Source organism: Rheinheimera baltica DSM 14885 (assembly GCF_000425345.1).
In the GTDB taxonomy this organism is placed as follows: Bacteria; Pseudomonadota; Gammaproteobacteria; order Enterobacterales; family Alteromonadaceae; genus Alishewanella; species Alishewanella baltica.
In genome coordinates, this window is record NZ_AUDG01000038.1 from 1 (window position 1) to 14,992 (window position 14,992).

The window sequence follows — 14,992 nt, forward strand, 5'->3', positions numbered from 1 at the left end:
TTGCGCGGCAAAACCAAGGTGCAAGGCCAATGGCAGTTGTATTGTCTGGTACATAATTTAGAGAAAGTAAGCCGGTACGGGAAGTTAGGGTAAAAAGCCAGGCGATAGCACTCAATAACACCAGCTAAAGCAGTTGTTTAAGTGAAATGGCATCCAATAAATCTTATCTTGAAATTCCTACCAAAAGCATGCAAAGTTCGTAACAAATAATAAACAGAATAGCCGGAGCGGAAATGCTGTGTTCTGAGCAGGTTTTTCTACAGGCTCGTTAGACGGTCCGGCAGCTTTTGATATTAGAGAGTTCTGGTTAAAGTCGTTTAAAATGGCGAATCGGTGTAAATGGCTAGCCAAAACCCTGAAAATTGATGCCGAAGTGGCCTTTACCTGCGGTTTATTGCACGCCATTGGTGAATATCTTATTCATGTGGTAAAGCCAGCAGAAGCTGTTGTTATCGATGAAAGGGTGAACACCGGTGAAAGCCGCTCGCGCTTAGAGCAACAATTATTAGGTTTTGATTACACGCAAGCTGGTGCAGAACTTACTGATTTTTGGCATTTCCCACAAGAAATAGTACAAGCTATTCGTTGGCAGGAAAATCCTACAGGCAGCCCAGAGCTATCAAGCTATGCCGCTTGTGTACATATTGCTCATTATATGGTTGAAAACGAGGCTAAAATTGCAGACGGCAATTTAGACGACTTCCCTGCCAAACTCGTCCATTCAATGCACCTAACCTTGTCAGATGTCTTTGCTAAATTTGAAAATGTACCTGAACTGGATGAGGGTATCGAAGAGTTCCTGAACTAACAGCCCGTGACATTATGATTGTAACAGCCCTGTTGTCAGGGCTATTACACCAACGATGAATTGCTGAGTTGTTATAATAAAACCTTAATCGCTGCACTTAAGCCATCTAGCGTCAATCCATACATACGCTTAGCCATTAATTGCTCAATAATGCCTATCGAATAATAATGCTGCCACCACGGCAGCGGTTGCGGATTTAACCACACCGCTTTAGGATATTGTGCTAACAAGCGTTGCAACCAAACTTTACCCGGTAGTTCATTGTAATGCTCTACACTGCCGCCCGGATATTCTATCTCGTATGGTCCCATCGTCGCATCACCAACAAATATCAGTTTATAATCAGCGCCATAGGTATGAATAATATCATCAACATTTATTTGTTCGGTGTAGCGGCGCTTATTGTCTCGCCATACACCTTCATAGACGCAGTTATGGAAATAGAAAAATTCTAAGTGTTTAAATTCCGTTTTTACGGCAGCAAACAGCTTTTGGCATTGTTCGATATGATCGTCCATCGAACCGCCAACATCGAAAAATACCAGCAGTTTTATTGCGTTATGGCGCTCACGCATAAAGCGCAAATCCAGCCAACCGGCTTGCTCTGACGTCGCCTGAATAGTGCCATGCAAATCCAGCTCGGTTTCTGCACCACTGCGGGCAAATTTACGCAGCTGTTTTAGTGCCAATTTAATACTGCGGTTATTCAGTTCGGTGTCAGTATCTAAGTCTTTAAACTCACGTTTATCCCATACTTTTACCGCACGACGTGCACCGCTGCCCTGCTGCCCTATCCTTACGCCTTCAGGGTTATAACCATAGGCGCCAAACGGCGAGGTGCCGCCAGTACCCACCCATTTATTACCGCCACTGTGTCTTTTTTGCTGCTCGGCTAAACGTTCGCGCAGCGTTTCTAATAGTTTGTCCAATCCGCCCAGTGCCTGTAACTTGGCTTTGTCTTCTTCTGTTAACTTGCGCAGAACATCGGGGATAAGCCATTCAGGCGGAATGGTTGCAGCCAGGTCTACTTGAGCTACACCTTGAAAATATTCCGCAAAGGCCCGGTCAAACTTGTCGTATTGCGTTTCGTCTTTTACCAAACACAAACGGGCTAACTGATAAAAGGCATCGGTATCAGCAAAAATAACCTGCTGTTTTAGTGCATTGAGTAAATCCAGCAATTCAGTGATGCTGGTTTTTAAACCGTATTTGCGCAAGGTAAAAAAGAAATCGATAAGCATAAGACTAGGTCACTTAAACATAACAAAATGAAAACGAGATCGGCGTACGCTTCGGCTCACAACACTTGCTCCGGCTCGACACAGCAACTCGCTCGGGCTCACGCCCTCACTCAAACACTCTGTGTCGACCGGTTCAAGGTTCTGATCCTTCGCAAACAATCTAACGTCGACGGTAATTATCACTCGTTACCTGCCCTGTCGCTTTGCCAAAAACGCCAGTTTTTCTACCAATGCAACATCTTGTTCATTTTTCAGCAGTGCACCAAACATTGGCATTAAGCCGCCCTTCTGCTGTTTATCAGTAAGCACGTCAGCGGGGATATCTTCGGCCAGCAATAACTTTAACCAGTCCAGTAGTTCAGACGTAGAAGGCTTTTTCTTTATGCCTGGCAGTTCACGCAGCTCAAAAAATACTTCCAACGCCGTACTCAGCAACTGTTGTTGTATCTGCGGGTAATGCACCGCAACAATAGCGCGCAAAGTCTCAGCATCGGGAAAACGAATATAGTGAAAAAAACAGCGGCGTAAAAACGCATCCGGCAGCTCTTTTTCATTGTTCGAGGTAATAATCACAATCGGCCGGTCAACCGCGCTTATTTGCTCACCCGTTTCGTGCACGTAAAATGCCATCCGATCCAGCTCGTGCAGTAAATCATTAGGAAACTCGATATCGGCTTTATCAATCTCATCTATCAGCAACACCGGCCGCTTAGCCGCCGTAAAGGCCTGCCAAAGCTTACCAGGGCGGATATAATTATTAATATCGTGCACTTTATCGCTGCCAAGCTGGCTGTCTCGCAAGCGTGACACCGCATCATACTCGTACAGGCCATGCTGTGCTTTGGTGGTAGACTTAACATGCCATTGAATAAGTTCGGTGCCTAAACTTGCTGCCAGCTCTTCTGCCAGCCGGGTTTTTCCGGTGCCAGGCTCGCCTTTTATTAACAGTGGTTTTTCCAATGTCACAGCGGCATTTACCGCCAGAGCTAATTCGTCTGACACGATATAGTTATCGGTACTTACAAAGGCCATTGTTACCCTCTATGCTTGTGGTGAAACGTAATATCTTATAGCCAAAAGCTACTGTTATTTTTGCCACGCTGGCGTATTCTTATAACCAATTTATCGTAAACGGAGTTTTTTTATGGCAAACGTCTATGCAGACAACACATTGTCTATCGGTCGCACCCCTCTGGTCAAATTAAACCGGACCATCGAAGGTGGCGCAAATGTATATGCAAAAATTGAAGCGCGTAACCCAAGCTTTAGTGTTAAGTGTCGTTTGGGTGCCGCATTAATCTGGGATGCTGAGAAAAAAGGTACCCTAACTGCCGATAAAGAAATTGTTGAGCCGACCTCGGGTAACACCGGTATCGCTTTAGCATTTGTTGCTGCCAGCCGTGGCTATAAATTAACGCTGACTATGCCTGCAACGATGAGCTTAGAACGTCGTAAGCTGTTAAAAGCTTTGGGGGCTAATTTAGTTCTCACCGAGGGTCCTAAAGGCATGAAAGGCGCCATTGAAAAAGCTAAAGAAATTCAGGCGTCAAACCCGGATAAATATTTACTATTGGGCCAATTTGAAAATCCAGCCAACCCACAAATTCACTTTGATACTACTGGCCCAGAAATTTTCAATGATCTGGATGGCAAAGTAGATATCTTTATCGCCGGCGTAGGCACAGGTGGTACCATCACTGGCGTTAGCCGCTACCTTAAACACGAAAAGCAACTGCCACTGTTAAGTGTAGCTGTTGAGCCGGCTGAATCACCGGTGATTACGCAAGCCAAAGCCGGTGAAGAATTAAAACCAGGCCCACACAAGATTCAGGGTATTGGCGCTGGGTTTATCCCGGGTAATCTCGATTTAAGCCTGATAGACAGCGTTGAACAAGTTAGCAGCGACGACGCCATTGCCGGTGCGCATCGATTAATGCGTGAAGAAGGTATTCTGGCCGGTATATCATCTGGTGCAGCACTGGTCGCAGCACAACGTTTGGCGGCAAAACCAGAAAACGCCGGTAAAAATATTGTAGTTATACTGGCAAGTGCTGCCGAGCGCTATTTAACCAGCCCATTGTTTGCCGACATCTTTACTGAACAAGAATTACAAGCTTAATCAAAATATTAGGTATATCCCAGGGCTGAAATCTCAGCCCTTTTCTTTACAGCCTTTTAAAAAAAAGCCACACTAGGCACTGAATGTGTAAGCGGATACCGCCTTTATGACACGCGTTTGGTTTCTACCTCTATTAATGCTGCTGCTAGCATGCCGCGAAGAACAACCTAGCGTTAACGCGCAGTGGGGCTCTCCCGAATATATTGCTACAGAGTTTTTTCATGCACTGTATATTGAGAATAATCTGGAGAAAGCGAAACGACTCAGTACGCCAAAATATGCCGATTTAATGGAATCCTACGGCTCTGTTCGCCAGGTGGAGCGCACACTGATCAATTTATCATTCGACAGCGTCGAAATTAGGGTGAATCGTAGCGGCGGCAATTTACGCGAACAGTATGAAGATCAAGCCGACATTGAATTGTTGTTAACAGGCCAGCATAACGGCAAAAAAGTTGACGAAATGCGGGTTGTAGAGATGATCCAACAAAATGGCAACTGGGTTGTTCAGTCAGTTAAAATAGATAAATTCAGCAGTAGCGCACGCTAACACTTAATGCTAGCGTTTAGTGAAAAATGCGGCAATGCGCTGCTGACACTCATCGCCATCGAGAAGACGCTGAAAATGTTGTAATTCTGCAGCGATCGTCTCCAGAGTAACCTGCTGGAAACCTCTTTTCATCAAGGCCTTGCTGGTTTGTACAGCGTCAGCAGGCAGTGATGCCAGCTTAAGTGCTTTTTGTCTAGCCAACTCAGTTAAGTTGTCAGCAGAAACAACCTCATTCACAAAGCCCATCTGCTGGGCTTCATTGGCAGTAAATGCTTCCCCCAATAAGAGATACTGCGCAGCATGCTGATACCCCACCAACTTGGGCAGTAACAAACTTGACCCCGCTTCAGGGCACAAGCCTAATTGCGTGAAGGGCAACTGGAAACGTGCATTATCACTGGCATACACCAAGTCGCAATGCAATAACGCTGTGGTGCCAATACCAATAGCCAGGCCACTGACGGCGGCAATTAACGGCTTGGGGAACTTAGCTAACTGATACAAAAACTGCACAGTAGGATGCGCTGCGTTTAATTCACCTGCGCCTAAGAAATCCAGTAAATCATTTCCCGCGCTAAAACAGCTTTCAGTCCCCTGTAATAAGACAACGTTAATGGCCGCATCATTTGTTGCTTGTTGCAGTGCCTCTGTCAGTTCACGGTACATTTGCTGACTTAGGGCATTTTTTTTCTCTGCCCGGTTAAGACGAATGTGTAATACGCCCTGGTCCTGTTGCTGTAAAATATGACTCATTGTTCTTCCTGCTATTTGCCAGCAACACTGCCTTCGCGGCGCGGATCTGCTGCGCCTTCCAGGCCGTTAGGTGTAATCATTATGGCATGTAGCCCGCTGTTTAAATCCTGAATCTGTACCTTGTATCCCATATCCTCCAGCACGGCTTGCTGCTGAGTCAGTGCACTACCTTTTTCAAGCGCAAGATAGTCGTTACGGTGGGTAATACGCGGCAAGTTAAGCGCTTGCTGTATGTCTAACTTCCAATCCAATACTGCGACAATGCTTTGAGCAACGTAATTGATAATTCGGCTACCACCAGGTGAACCAATGAGTAATATCAGCTTATTGTTCTGATCAAATACCATCATTGGTGCCATGGATGAGCGCGGTCGTTTACCGCCCTCTACCCTATTGGCAACGAGTTGGCCATCTTTTATCGGGCTTAAACTAAAGTCGGTTAACTGATTGTTGAGTAAAAAGCCCCCTACCATTAAGCCTGAACCAAATACGTTTTCAATGCTGGTGGTCATGCTGACAGCATTACCTTGGCTGTCGACAATGGAGAAATGGCTGGTATTAGGTAACTCTGGCGAACTGGCTGATAGTAGCGCTTGTGCGCCTTCAGGCACACCGGCTTGTGCCAGCTGCCCAGCTTTAGCTAAGTCGATTAATGCGGCTCTTTTGGCAAGATAATCCGGTGCAAGCATACCGCTGATGGGCACATTAGAAAATGCCGGATCAGCCAGGTAACGTTCTCGGTCGGCAAAGGCTAGCTTGGCGGCTTGTGCCAACAGATGTGTTGCTTTGAAACTGACTGGCTGTAGTGCTGTTAAATCGTACTGCTGCAAAATACCCAAAATTTGTAGTACGGCAACACCGCCAGAACTTGGCGGCGCCATACCACACACTTTATACAGCCGATATGGCATGCAGATAGCTTCACGTTCAATTGCCTGGTAATCGGCAAGATCTGCAACGCTTAGTGTGCCCGGATTAATAGGCGCTGTTTGCACCCGCTCGCTTATCGCCTTGGCTAACTCACCGTGATAAAACGCCTTCGGCCCTTCATTTGCGATGGCTTTTAATGTTGCAGCATAAGCTGGATTTTTAACTATTTCGCCCTGCTGTAAAGGCTTGCCATTGGGGTAAAAGTATTGCTTAGAATCAAAAATTACTGACACGCCTTTATTCCAGCCCTGAGTCAATTGGCTGGACGTGCGGCTTGATATAGCAAAACCTTGCTCCGCAGCGGTAATGGTATCGACAAATAACTCTGCCCAAGGCAATTTACCGTGTTGTTGATGGGCAGCATAAAGCAATGCTACAACGCCTGGCACCCCCACTGATTTACCACCGACATAAGCCTCTCGCCAATCCATTGTTTTGCGGTTATCGGTAAACAGCAGTGGCGTGGCTGATGCTGGCGCAGCTTCGCGCCCATCAAAGGTGGTTAATTGCTGTTTGTCTGCCTGCCAATGCAGCATAAAAGCACCACCGCCAATGCCTGAGCTCTGTGGCTCTACCAGTCCCAGCATAAGCTGGGTAGCAATTGCGGCATCAACGGCACTGCCACCTTTGGCTAATATCGCCCGGCCCGCTTCAGTGGCAAGAGGATGCGCGGCGGCCACCATATACTGTTTGCCTTTAACTAACTGCTGATGATAAATCCCAGTTGCAGCTTCTGGCTCACGGGTTTCTTGTTGTACCGTAGCGGAATATGCCAACAGTGGGTTTGATAAACATGCCCAAAATAGCAGTGTTCGGTGGTGAATTAAGTTTGCAAACATAAAAGAGCATCGTATGATCAGTATTTATCTACACCCTAACCACTTCGCTGCACAAGATCAATATTGACAACCGCCACTGGACTGGCCTGTTTGCTCCTTTGCCGCATAACAACCGGTTCCAAATATATTTTGCTTGACCATATCACGCAGATAGTTTTGCATAGGCACACTTAATCCTGTGCTGAAGCTGTGTCGTTACCCGTGCAAATACCGTTGATGAAACCCGTTGTATCCTATTTTTTGTTAGCCGCTACAATGCTGTTACTTGCTTTATTACCAGGATCTTGGCAAGCAACACTGTATTTTGACCATCTTGGTATTGATAAAGGCCAATATTGGCGCTTAATAACCGGCCATTTGTTACACAGCAACTACTGGCATTTATTAATGAATAGTGCCGGGTTAGCAATGGTTATGCTGTTGCATGGTAGGTATTTCAGCTACGGACAGCTTGCACTGCAATGGCTGCTATGTGGCTTAGCAATTAGTGCTGGCTTGTATTTTTTCTCTATCGATATTCAGATTTATGTCGGCTTGTCAGGCCTGCTGCATAGCATGCTAATACTAGGTGCGATAAAAGATATTCAGCTTAACATGACCACCGGCTGGCTGCTGCTTCTTGGCATTATTGGTAAAGTAAGTTGGGAGCAATGGCAAGGCCCTGATGCCGAGCTGGCACAGCTGATTAACGCCAATGTCGCTATAGATGCGCATCTTTATGGTGTTATCAGTGGCCTGCTCTTTTGTCTTGCCCGTTGGTGTGTTTGCCGGGTTAAAACGGCGCAGGCTCGCTAAACGCTAACACTTCGCCATTCAGCGGATGGTTAAAACGTATATATTGCGCGTGCAGCATTAAACGCGAGCTTTTAGCGGCAATGTCTGCTGTAGCATACAAGGTATCGCCGAGTATGGCATGACCCAGCGCGAGCATATGCAATCTTAATTGATGTGAGCGACCCGTTATAGGTTCCAACTGCACCCGACTTTGGTGTGTTGCACTGTCATAGCTAAGCAGCTGATAGCGGGTTACCGCAGGTTTGCCGGTTGCATGGCAAATTTTATACAGTGGCCGATTGGCTTCATCTGCGGCAATAGGTAATTCAATAGTCCCTCTGGCCTTTGCCACTTTGCCTGCAACAATAGCGATATAGTGTTTTTGCACTGTTCTGGCTTGAAATTGTTTGCTGATGTCAGACAGCACACGTTTGGTCAATGGCAATATGACTAAACCTGAAGTGTCGTAGTCTAAGCGATGCACTACCTCAGCATTATAAAACTCGCGCTGCACCCGGCGAATCAGACAATCCTGGTTTTGCGGATGTCTTCCTGGAACCGTCAGCAAATGAGCGGGTTTGTTCACTACCAGCAAAACATCATCTTCATAAGCAATATGATACGGCTCGGTTGTTGCTGGCAATATGGTTAAATCTTCAGGGCTATCATTCACGGTGCTATCATTCACGGGGCTATCATTCTCATGGCTGGCGCTCATAAGCTTCTCCATTCTTTAAACGGCGGCCATTATGCCGTAAAACCATTTGTCTGCCGATTAAATTCGGCTAAGCTACCCACTTTATCGCCTTAATGGTCTAAGCATGACTGACGTTTTTGTTTACCAGCCCCCTACCGAACCATGGCTTGACGTGATCTATCAGGATAAAGATTTGATCGTGCTAAATAAGCCAAGTGGCTTATTAACGAATCCCGGCCGCGGTGCACATCTGGCCGACTGTTTACTCAGTCGTGTACAACAGCAATATCCTCTAGCGCAATTGGTGCATCGCTTGGACATGGCGACATCTGGCGTTGTGGTTATGGCGCTTAGGCGCAAAGCAGAAGCGGCGCTAAAACAGCAATTTGCCGAGCGTCGTGTCAGTAAACGCTATTTGGCTGTGGTATGGGGCACACTGGCGCAAGCCGAAGGCACAATAGATATGCCGTTAATTGCGGATACGGCCAATGCACCAAAGCAAAAAATCTGCCTAAGCAGTGGTAAACCGGCTATTACTCACTACAGAGTACTTCAACAGTTAACAGACCGTGCGCTGGTTGAACTTAAGCCCATTACAGGGCGTTCGCATCAGTTGCGTATGCATATGTTGCACCTTGGCCACCCTATTTTGGGCGATGCATTTTATGCCCACCTTGACGCACTGCACGCTGCGCCACGTTTGCAGCTTCACGCTGCCAGCTTACAGCTACACCAACCATACAGCGGTGAATGGCTAAGATTTGATGCGGATAGCGATTTTGTGGCAGCTGATGGCAAGCTAATTATCTGACTTAATTAAACAATAATCCTTGTTGGAAAATAGTAAACGTCTAGCTATAGTGCTATTACTGCGCGCAATTGACCTGCTTGCAGATAACAACAATAAAATAGGAGCGTCACAATGAGCATGCTACATGAATTTAAAGCGTTTGCCATGCGCGGTAATGTCGTGGATATGGCGGTGGGGATTATTATCGGAGCGGCATTTGGCAAAATTGTATCGTCGTTTGTCAGCGACGTTATTATGCCGCCTATTGGCGTGCTGCTGGGCGGTGTTAATTTTCGCGATCTGGCCGTTGTTATCCAACAAGCCACTGAAAGCCAGGCCGAAGTGCTAATTAAGTACGGCATGTTTGTGCAAACAATAATCGACTTTATCATTATTGCATTTGCCGTATTTGTTGGCGTAAAAGCAATGAATTCGATGAAAAAGAAAGAGGAAGCGAAACCTGAACCGACACCTGAAGCCACACCAGCTGATGTTCTTTTGCTGACTGAAATCCGCGATTTACTGAAAAAACAAGCTTAGCATTCCAGCTAACGCAGTTAAATAAAAACGTCTCCCTAAGGAGACGTTTTTATTGCTGCGGGTAAACATAGTTGGGCAGAGAGTTATCGTTACCTTACAAGTGTTGTTCAAACAATTTGTAAATACGACGGTACTCATCCAGCCAGCTACTCGGTTGACGGAAACCATGCGGTTCAACCGGATAAATAGCCGTTTCAAAGTTTATATTTTCTTGTTCAATTAAACGCTGTACTAAACGCACAACATCTTGAAAGAACACGTTGTCATCTACCATCGGCGCATTAATCAGCAAAGGTTTTGTTAATCCCTGCGTGAAATAAATAGGTGAACTGCGCTGATAAGCAATGGGATCAATCGCCGGTGTATTAAGAATATTCGACGTGTAAGCATGGTTATAATATGCCCAGTCACTTACCGGACGCAGCGCCGCACCTGCCTGGAATAAATCAGGTTGGGTAAACAGCGCCATAAAGGTCATAAAGCCCCCATAAGAGCCACCGTAGGTGCCAATACGTTTGCGATCAACATTAGCATTGTTAACCATCCAGTTTACGCCGTCAGCTAAATCTTCAATTTCAGGTGTGCCCATTCTACGGTAAATAGCGGTACGCCAATCCCGGCCGTAGCCAGCTGATGCGCGATAATCCATATCCATCACGACATAGCCTTGTTGAGCCAGCAAGTTGTGAAATAAAAATTCGCGGAAATAGCCAGACCAGCCCAAATCACTATTTTGCAAGTAACCTGCACCGTGATTAAATACTACCGCGCGCCGTTTATCACCCGCTTGATAATTGTCTGGCAAATAAACCTTGGCAAAAACAGGTTGCTTACCATGGCTTGAGGGTACTGCCACTATCTGTGGCGCACGCAGAGGTAACTGCTTAAACTCAGCAGAGATGGTGTCGGTTAGCCTTTTAACTTCAGCACCGGGCTTGGCATCAGCTACATATAGCTCGGTAGGCAGCAAGTTAGTTGAAAACTGCAGCAACAGCTTTTGTTCGTCTGGCGACAACGTAAAACTTGTACTGCCGCCTAACTGAGTTAACTGCTCTGTTTTACCTGTGGCTAATACCACACGGTACACCTCGTAATTCCCAGGGTGCGCCATGTTAGCGCGAAAATAAATGTAATCATCTTGGCTGCTCAACATAGGCTCACTGACTTCAAAAGTGCCACTGGTGAGTTTTTTGGCTTTGCCTTTCAAAGGTTTAACATACAAGTGTGAGTAACCGGTTTCTTCCGATAAATAATACAGACTGTCGCTATTGTTTAACCAACCAAAATCATTGAAAGCGTAATTTACCCATGCCGTATCATGTAGACGATGTTGCGGCACCAGGGTTTTATTTTTTAAATCAACGGTAGCAATCCAACGATCTTTGTTGTCCTGCGCTTGCAGCATTAGTGCAACCTGCTGACCTGACGCATGCCAGCGTATCGGGCCCTGACGCCAATACCAATCATTCATCAGACCAATGTTGCGGATGATTTTTTCGCTTTTGTATTTCTCACCCCGGGCTTTAGCATTTTCTGCTTTAACCTCGGCTAGTACATCTTCGTTATAGCCTGGCATACTGGTATAGCTAAGTTCAGTGCTACTGCCATCAAGCAGGTTTAACAAAACAATACGCTGAGGCTCCGGAGTAACATCATTAACCCTGGCCCTTACCTTTTCCGCTGCAATATCCCCATTTGCGGTAATGTAGTTTGGCATAATGTCTTTGTCATTGCGTTTGCCTTCTTTACGCACCGACACCAGCATATAATCAGCCAGAGGTGACAAACTGGCAGCTACTACCTGCAACCCTTTGCCCAGATAAAATGCGTCGGGTGCAATACTGTCATTTTGCTGCTGCAACTGTGCTTGAGCGCTAAAACGCTGTTGTGCATTGCTTTGTTGCAGTGCGACAAATTCGATAAGCTTGTGCTGCTCCTGCGCCAGGTAACCTGCCGGTTTAGCGGGTGCTTTAGGCTTATCTTCAGTTTTCAAGCTGACCAGCTCACTACGCTTACCTGAGGCTAAATCCTCAGCGTACCAGGTCCAGCCCTCGCGATAAGATAAGCGGCCATCGGCTAAAAAAGACGGTTCAAATTGTGCTTCGTTGTCTCGTGTTACCTGAGTTAGCTCTGCAGTCAATGCGTTTCGAACAAAAATATCGCCTTCAAACACATAGGCTTGCAAAGTGCGATCGGCGTTAAATACCCGCTCACTGCTGCCTAGTTGATGTAATTGTGACAGCGCAACCTCAGAGCCGTTGTCTGTAGCAGAAAGTGGTCGGGCAAACCAGTCTCGCTGCTGATAACCTGCCTGCTTTCGCTGGTAGTACACCTTTTGACTGTCGAAGCTCCAATGTGCATTTTCCGGTTGGCGGCCAAGCCAATCTGGATCTGACATAATTTGCTCTAAGCTGAGCGATATTTCGCTATTGCCAGCGTATACCGTGGGCACACTAACGGTTGTTGTCTGATAAGTTTGTACTTCAGTTTTTTTTGCCTGTAATGGCACAGAAAGTGTCAGGCTGCATAGTGCTATAGCCAACACAGAAAAACGAATATGGGTCATATCAAAATTCTTATAATGAGAAAACACGCCTTGTTATACAAAGCCTGTGCCTGCAACGCAACTGTCGCGACAGCAGATGCGGCTGACGGCGTAACAAACAAGATTAACAGACATAAAAAAACCGGCCTGTAACGGCCGGTTAAAACAGAGTGAATACGAGGTATTCGAACAGCTGTAGAGAAGTTAAGCCACGAGTTTAGCGCTAATTTCTGTTAAACGCGCCTTAGCTGCGTTAAGTGCCGTTTGTTGTGCGTCAGTTCCCATATTTAATCCCTCGGCATAAACAAAATGTATGTCTTTCAAACCGACAAAATTAAAAAATGTTTGTAAAAACGGCGTCTGGCTATCCATTGAGGTGCCCTGATAAATACCACCACGGGTAGCAAAAATAACAACCGGTTTATCCTCAAGCAAACCCACAGACCCTTGCTCTGTATATTTAAACGTAATGCCCGCACGTGCAACACGGTCTAATAAGGCTTTTAACTGTGACGGAATACCAAAGTTGTACATGGGAACACCAAGTACTAAAACGTCCGCCGCTTTTATACGTGCCACGATATCGTCAGACACCGCTGCTAAACGTTGCTGCTCATCATTACGTTGTTCAACGGGCGTCATCCAGGCAGCCATTTCGGCCATATCAAGATGGGGTACCGGTGTTGTATTTAAGTCTAACGTATCCAGCGCGACACTTTGTTGCGGTAATTTTTCAATAAATTGCTGCGCTAATTGGACAGAGTGGCCTTTATCGCCACTAATTGAACTACTGATAAAAAGAATTTTTTTCATGTTGGTCTCCTACTGTTAATATAAACATCATAAAGCTATTTTTTAGAAAAAAAATACCATAAATACGCATAAACCATTCGATTTATTGGCAAATTAAAAAACTAATCCACAATCAGAGTTATTGCGTAAATGTCATAACAACAATATTGCCAGCAGGCCAACCGCCTAATCAGGAACCTGAAACATGTTGAAGTTAGCTACAGCATCAAGGCATGATAGAGGTCATTATTCTTTAGCGGATACCTCAGAGCCTATGACAGGCACAACTACAACGGCCCAGCCGTGGGATGAAGCGCTTACTTTTGTCGCACTTAAACGCGACCAGCAAGCTTATGCCGACCTTTTTAATTATTTCGTGCCAAGGCTAAGAGCTTTTGGTATGAAGATGTTTGGCAATGAACAACAGGCTTTGGAAATGGTGCAAGACACTATGTTGAATGTGTGGAAAAAAGCGGCTTTGTTTGATGCGTCCAGAGGCTGTGCCTCTACGTGGATTTTTACCATCGCCCGTAATGTTCGCTTTGACATGTTACGAAAAAAGCAAAGTCGTAAAGATGATATAAGCGCTGACGATTTGTGGTTAAACGGCGAATACCCTGAGCCAGCAGCAGATGATGCAGCAGCACAGTGGGACAACCAGTTGTTAACGGAAAAGTTAGCTCCCCACTTTAATCAGTTGCCACCGGCACAACGAGAAGTGATGGAAAAAGTGTATTTGCAGGAAAAAACGCACCAAGAAGTCGCTGACGAATTGGCAATACCCTTAGGCACAGTTAAATCACGGATCCGCTTAGCGCTGGATAGATTAAGAGAGGCATTAGATGGCGCACGCAATTAAGTTTCATCCTGGTATGTCGTTATTGGAGCAGTTTGCAGAAGGCTGCTTAAGTGCTGATGTAGCGCTGGCGGTTGCTGCCCACATTGACTTGTGCCCGCATTGCCAGCAACTTCACAACGACATTACTGCAGACTTAGCAAGCCAGGTTCTGTTGCAACCGGTGAAAGCCGATAATACCGATTGGAACGCGATGTTAAGCAATATCGTAGCTAATACGGATATGTCGCAACAAGACAAACCGCAAGCTGAACGTCCGCAACAGCTGATTGAAGTATCACAACGTCAGTTTGAGCTTCCCCGTGCGCTGCGCCGGTTAGGTGCAAACCACGGTAAGTGGTTGCATTTAGGGGGTATTGCCACAGCGAAACTGCCTACGGGCAATGATCACCATGTGTCATTACTTTACATCAGTAAAGACACAGAAGTGCCGCAGCACACTCATTTGGGTTTGGAAATGACGCTGGTACTGGCAGGCAAAATTGTTGACGAAAATGGTGAGTACCACGCTGGCGACTTATTAATTAACTCGCCCGATGACACCCATACACCACGAACTATGGCTGATGAAGATTGCCTGTGTTTATCCGTACTAAGCGCACCTTTACATTTTAAAAAGGGCCTGACACGGCTATTGAATCCATTGCAGCAATTTTTCTACTAGTCTTTACGTTAATATCGTCTTTTTGATATTAGTAGCATTAGTAACATTAGTAACATTGTCATTCGTGATATTGAAGCGCCGGCAGTACCGGCGC

The 14,992-nt window shown here is 45.9% G+C and carries 15 protein-coding genes; 8 read left to right on the forward strand and 7 right to left on the reverse strand.

Annotated features, from left to right (window positions below; genetic code table 11):
- Positions 1 to 292: 292 nt before the first annotated feature.
- Positions 293 to 808, forward strand: coding sequence for an HDOD domain-containing protein (locus tag H595_RS23500; RefSeq protein ID WP_276202264.1), 516 nt, complete (start codon positions 293 to 295; stop codon positions 806 to 808).
- Positions 809 to 879: 71 nt separating this feature from the next.
- Here the strand turns inward: H595_RS23500 and H595_RS0112840 are convergent, their stop codons facing one another.
- Both H595_RS0112840 and H595_RS0112845 read right to left on the reverse strand, forming a co-directional pair.
- A complete protein-coding gene (locus H595_RS0112840; protein ID WP_027671577.1) occupies positions 880 to 2,049 on the reverse strand; it encodes a vWA domain-containing protein in 1,170 nt (389 codons plus the stop codon).
- 186 nt (positions 2,050 to 2,235) lie between these two features.
- Positions 2,236 to 3,081, reverse strand: a complete 846-nt coding sequence (locus tag H595_RS0112845) for an AAA family ATPase (RefSeq protein ID WP_027671578.1) — start codon at positions 3,079 to 3,081, stop codon at positions 2,236 to 2,238.
- A gap of 112 nt (positions 3,082 to 3,193) precedes the next feature.
- Between H595_RS0112845 and cysK the strand changes: the two genes are divergently transcribed.
- Both cysK and H595_RS0112855 read left to right on the forward strand, forming a co-directional pair.
- Positions 3,194 to 4,168, forward strand: coding sequence for a cysteine synthase A (gene cysK, locus H595_RS0112850; RefSeq protein ID WP_027671579.1), 975 nt, complete (start codon positions 3,194 to 3,196; stop codon positions 4,166 to 4,168).
- Positions 4,169 to 4,274: 106 nt separating this feature from the next.
- A complete protein-coding gene (locus H595_RS0112855; RefSeq protein WP_027671580.1) occupies positions 4,275 to 4,718 on the forward strand; it encodes a hypothetical protein in 444 nt (147 codons plus the stop codon).
- A 9-nt stretch (positions 4,719 to 4,727) separates the two neighbouring features.
- Here H595_RS0112855 and H595_RS0112860 read toward each other — a convergent pair whose 3' ends face one another.
- Together H595_RS0112860 and ggt are read right to left on the reverse strand one after the other, a co-directional pair.
- Positions 4,728 to 5,471, reverse strand: a complete 744-nt coding sequence (locus H595_RS0112860) for an enoyl-CoA hydratase (RefSeq protein WP_027671581.1) — start codon at positions 5,469 to 5,471, stop codon at positions 4,728 to 4,730.
- An 11-nt stretch (positions 5,472 to 5,482) separates the two neighbouring features.
- Positions 5,483 to 7,240: a gamma-glutamyltransferase gene (ggt, locus tag H595_RS0112865; RefSeq protein WP_037054759.1), complete on the reverse strand. Its 1,758-nt coding sequence runs from the start codon at positions 7,238 to 7,240 to the stop codon at positions 5,483 to 5,485.
- 216 nt (positions 7,241 to 7,456) lie between these two features.
- Here ggt and rrtA point away from each other — a divergent pair, with 216 nt between their 5' ends.
- Complete coding sequence (gene rrtA, locus H595_RS22305) at positions 7,457 to 8,035, forward strand: rhombosortase (protein ID WP_051219883.1); 579 nt, start codon at positions 7,457 to 7,459, stop codon at positions 8,033 to 8,035.
- On the opposite strand, the gene H595_RS0112880 is transcribed toward rrtA, so the two are convergent.
- The gene (locus H595_RS0112880; protein ID WP_051219884.1) at positions 8,013 to 8,732 is read right to left on the reverse strand and encodes a pseudouridine synthase; all 720 of its coding nucleotides are present in this window, start codon (positions 8,730 to 8,732) and stop codon (positions 8,013 to 8,015) included. The two genes, rrtA and H595_RS0112880, sit on opposite strands and share 23 nt — an antisense overlap.
- A gap of 103 nt (positions 8,733 to 8,835) precedes the next feature.
- On the opposite strand from H595_RS0112880, the gene H595_RS0112885 reads away from it, so the two are divergent.
- Positions 8,836 to 9,522 carry an RluA family pseudouridine synthase gene (locus tag H595_RS0112885; protein WP_027671584.1) on the forward strand — a complete coding sequence of 229 codons (687 nt, stop codon included), beginning with the start codon at positions 8,836 to 8,838 and terminating at the stop codon, positions 9,520 to 9,522.
- A 111-nt stretch (positions 9,523 to 9,633) separates the two neighbouring features.
- On the forward strand, positions 9,634 to 10,041 hold the full coding sequence (gene mscL, locus H595_RS0112890; protein WP_027671585.1) for a large-conductance mechanosensitive channel protein MscL: 408 nt from the start codon (positions 9,634 to 9,636) through the stop codon (positions 10,039 to 10,041).
- A gap of 94 nt (positions 10,042 to 10,135) precedes the next feature.
- Here mscL and H595_RS0112895 read toward each other — a convergent pair whose 3' ends face one another.
- Positions 10,136 to 12,607: a S9 family peptidase gene (locus H595_RS0112895; protein ID WP_027671586.1), complete on the reverse strand. Its 2,472-nt coding sequence runs from the start codon at positions 12,605 to 12,607 to the stop codon at positions 10,136 to 10,138.
- A gap of 183 nt (positions 12,608 to 12,790) precedes the next feature.
- The gene (locus H595_RS0112905) at positions 12,791 to 13,399 is read right to left on the reverse strand and encodes an FMN-dependent NADH-azoreductase (protein WP_027671587.1); all 609 of its coding nucleotides are present in this window, start codon (positions 13,397 to 13,399) and stop codon (positions 12,791 to 12,793) included.
- Positions 13,400 to 13,583: 184 nt separating this feature from the next.
- Between H595_RS0112905 and H595_RS0112910 the strand changes: the two genes are divergently transcribed.
- Together H595_RS0112910 and H595_RS0112915 are read left to right on the forward strand one after the other, a co-directional pair.
- The gene (locus H595_RS0112910; protein WP_240474893.1) at positions 13,584 to 14,237 is read left to right on the forward strand and encodes a sigma-70 family RNA polymerase sigma factor; all 654 of its coding nucleotides are present in this window, start codon (positions 13,584 to 13,586) and stop codon (positions 14,235 to 14,237) included.
- Entirely contained in the window at positions 14,221 to 14,898 is a 678-nt protein-coding gene (locus tag H595_RS0112915; protein WP_027671589.1) for a ChrR family anti-sigma-E factor, read from the forward strand. The genes H595_RS0112910 and H595_RS0112915 overlap by 17 nt, the downstream gene beginning before the upstream one ends.
- Positions 14,899 to 14,992 lie beyond the last annotated feature (94 nt).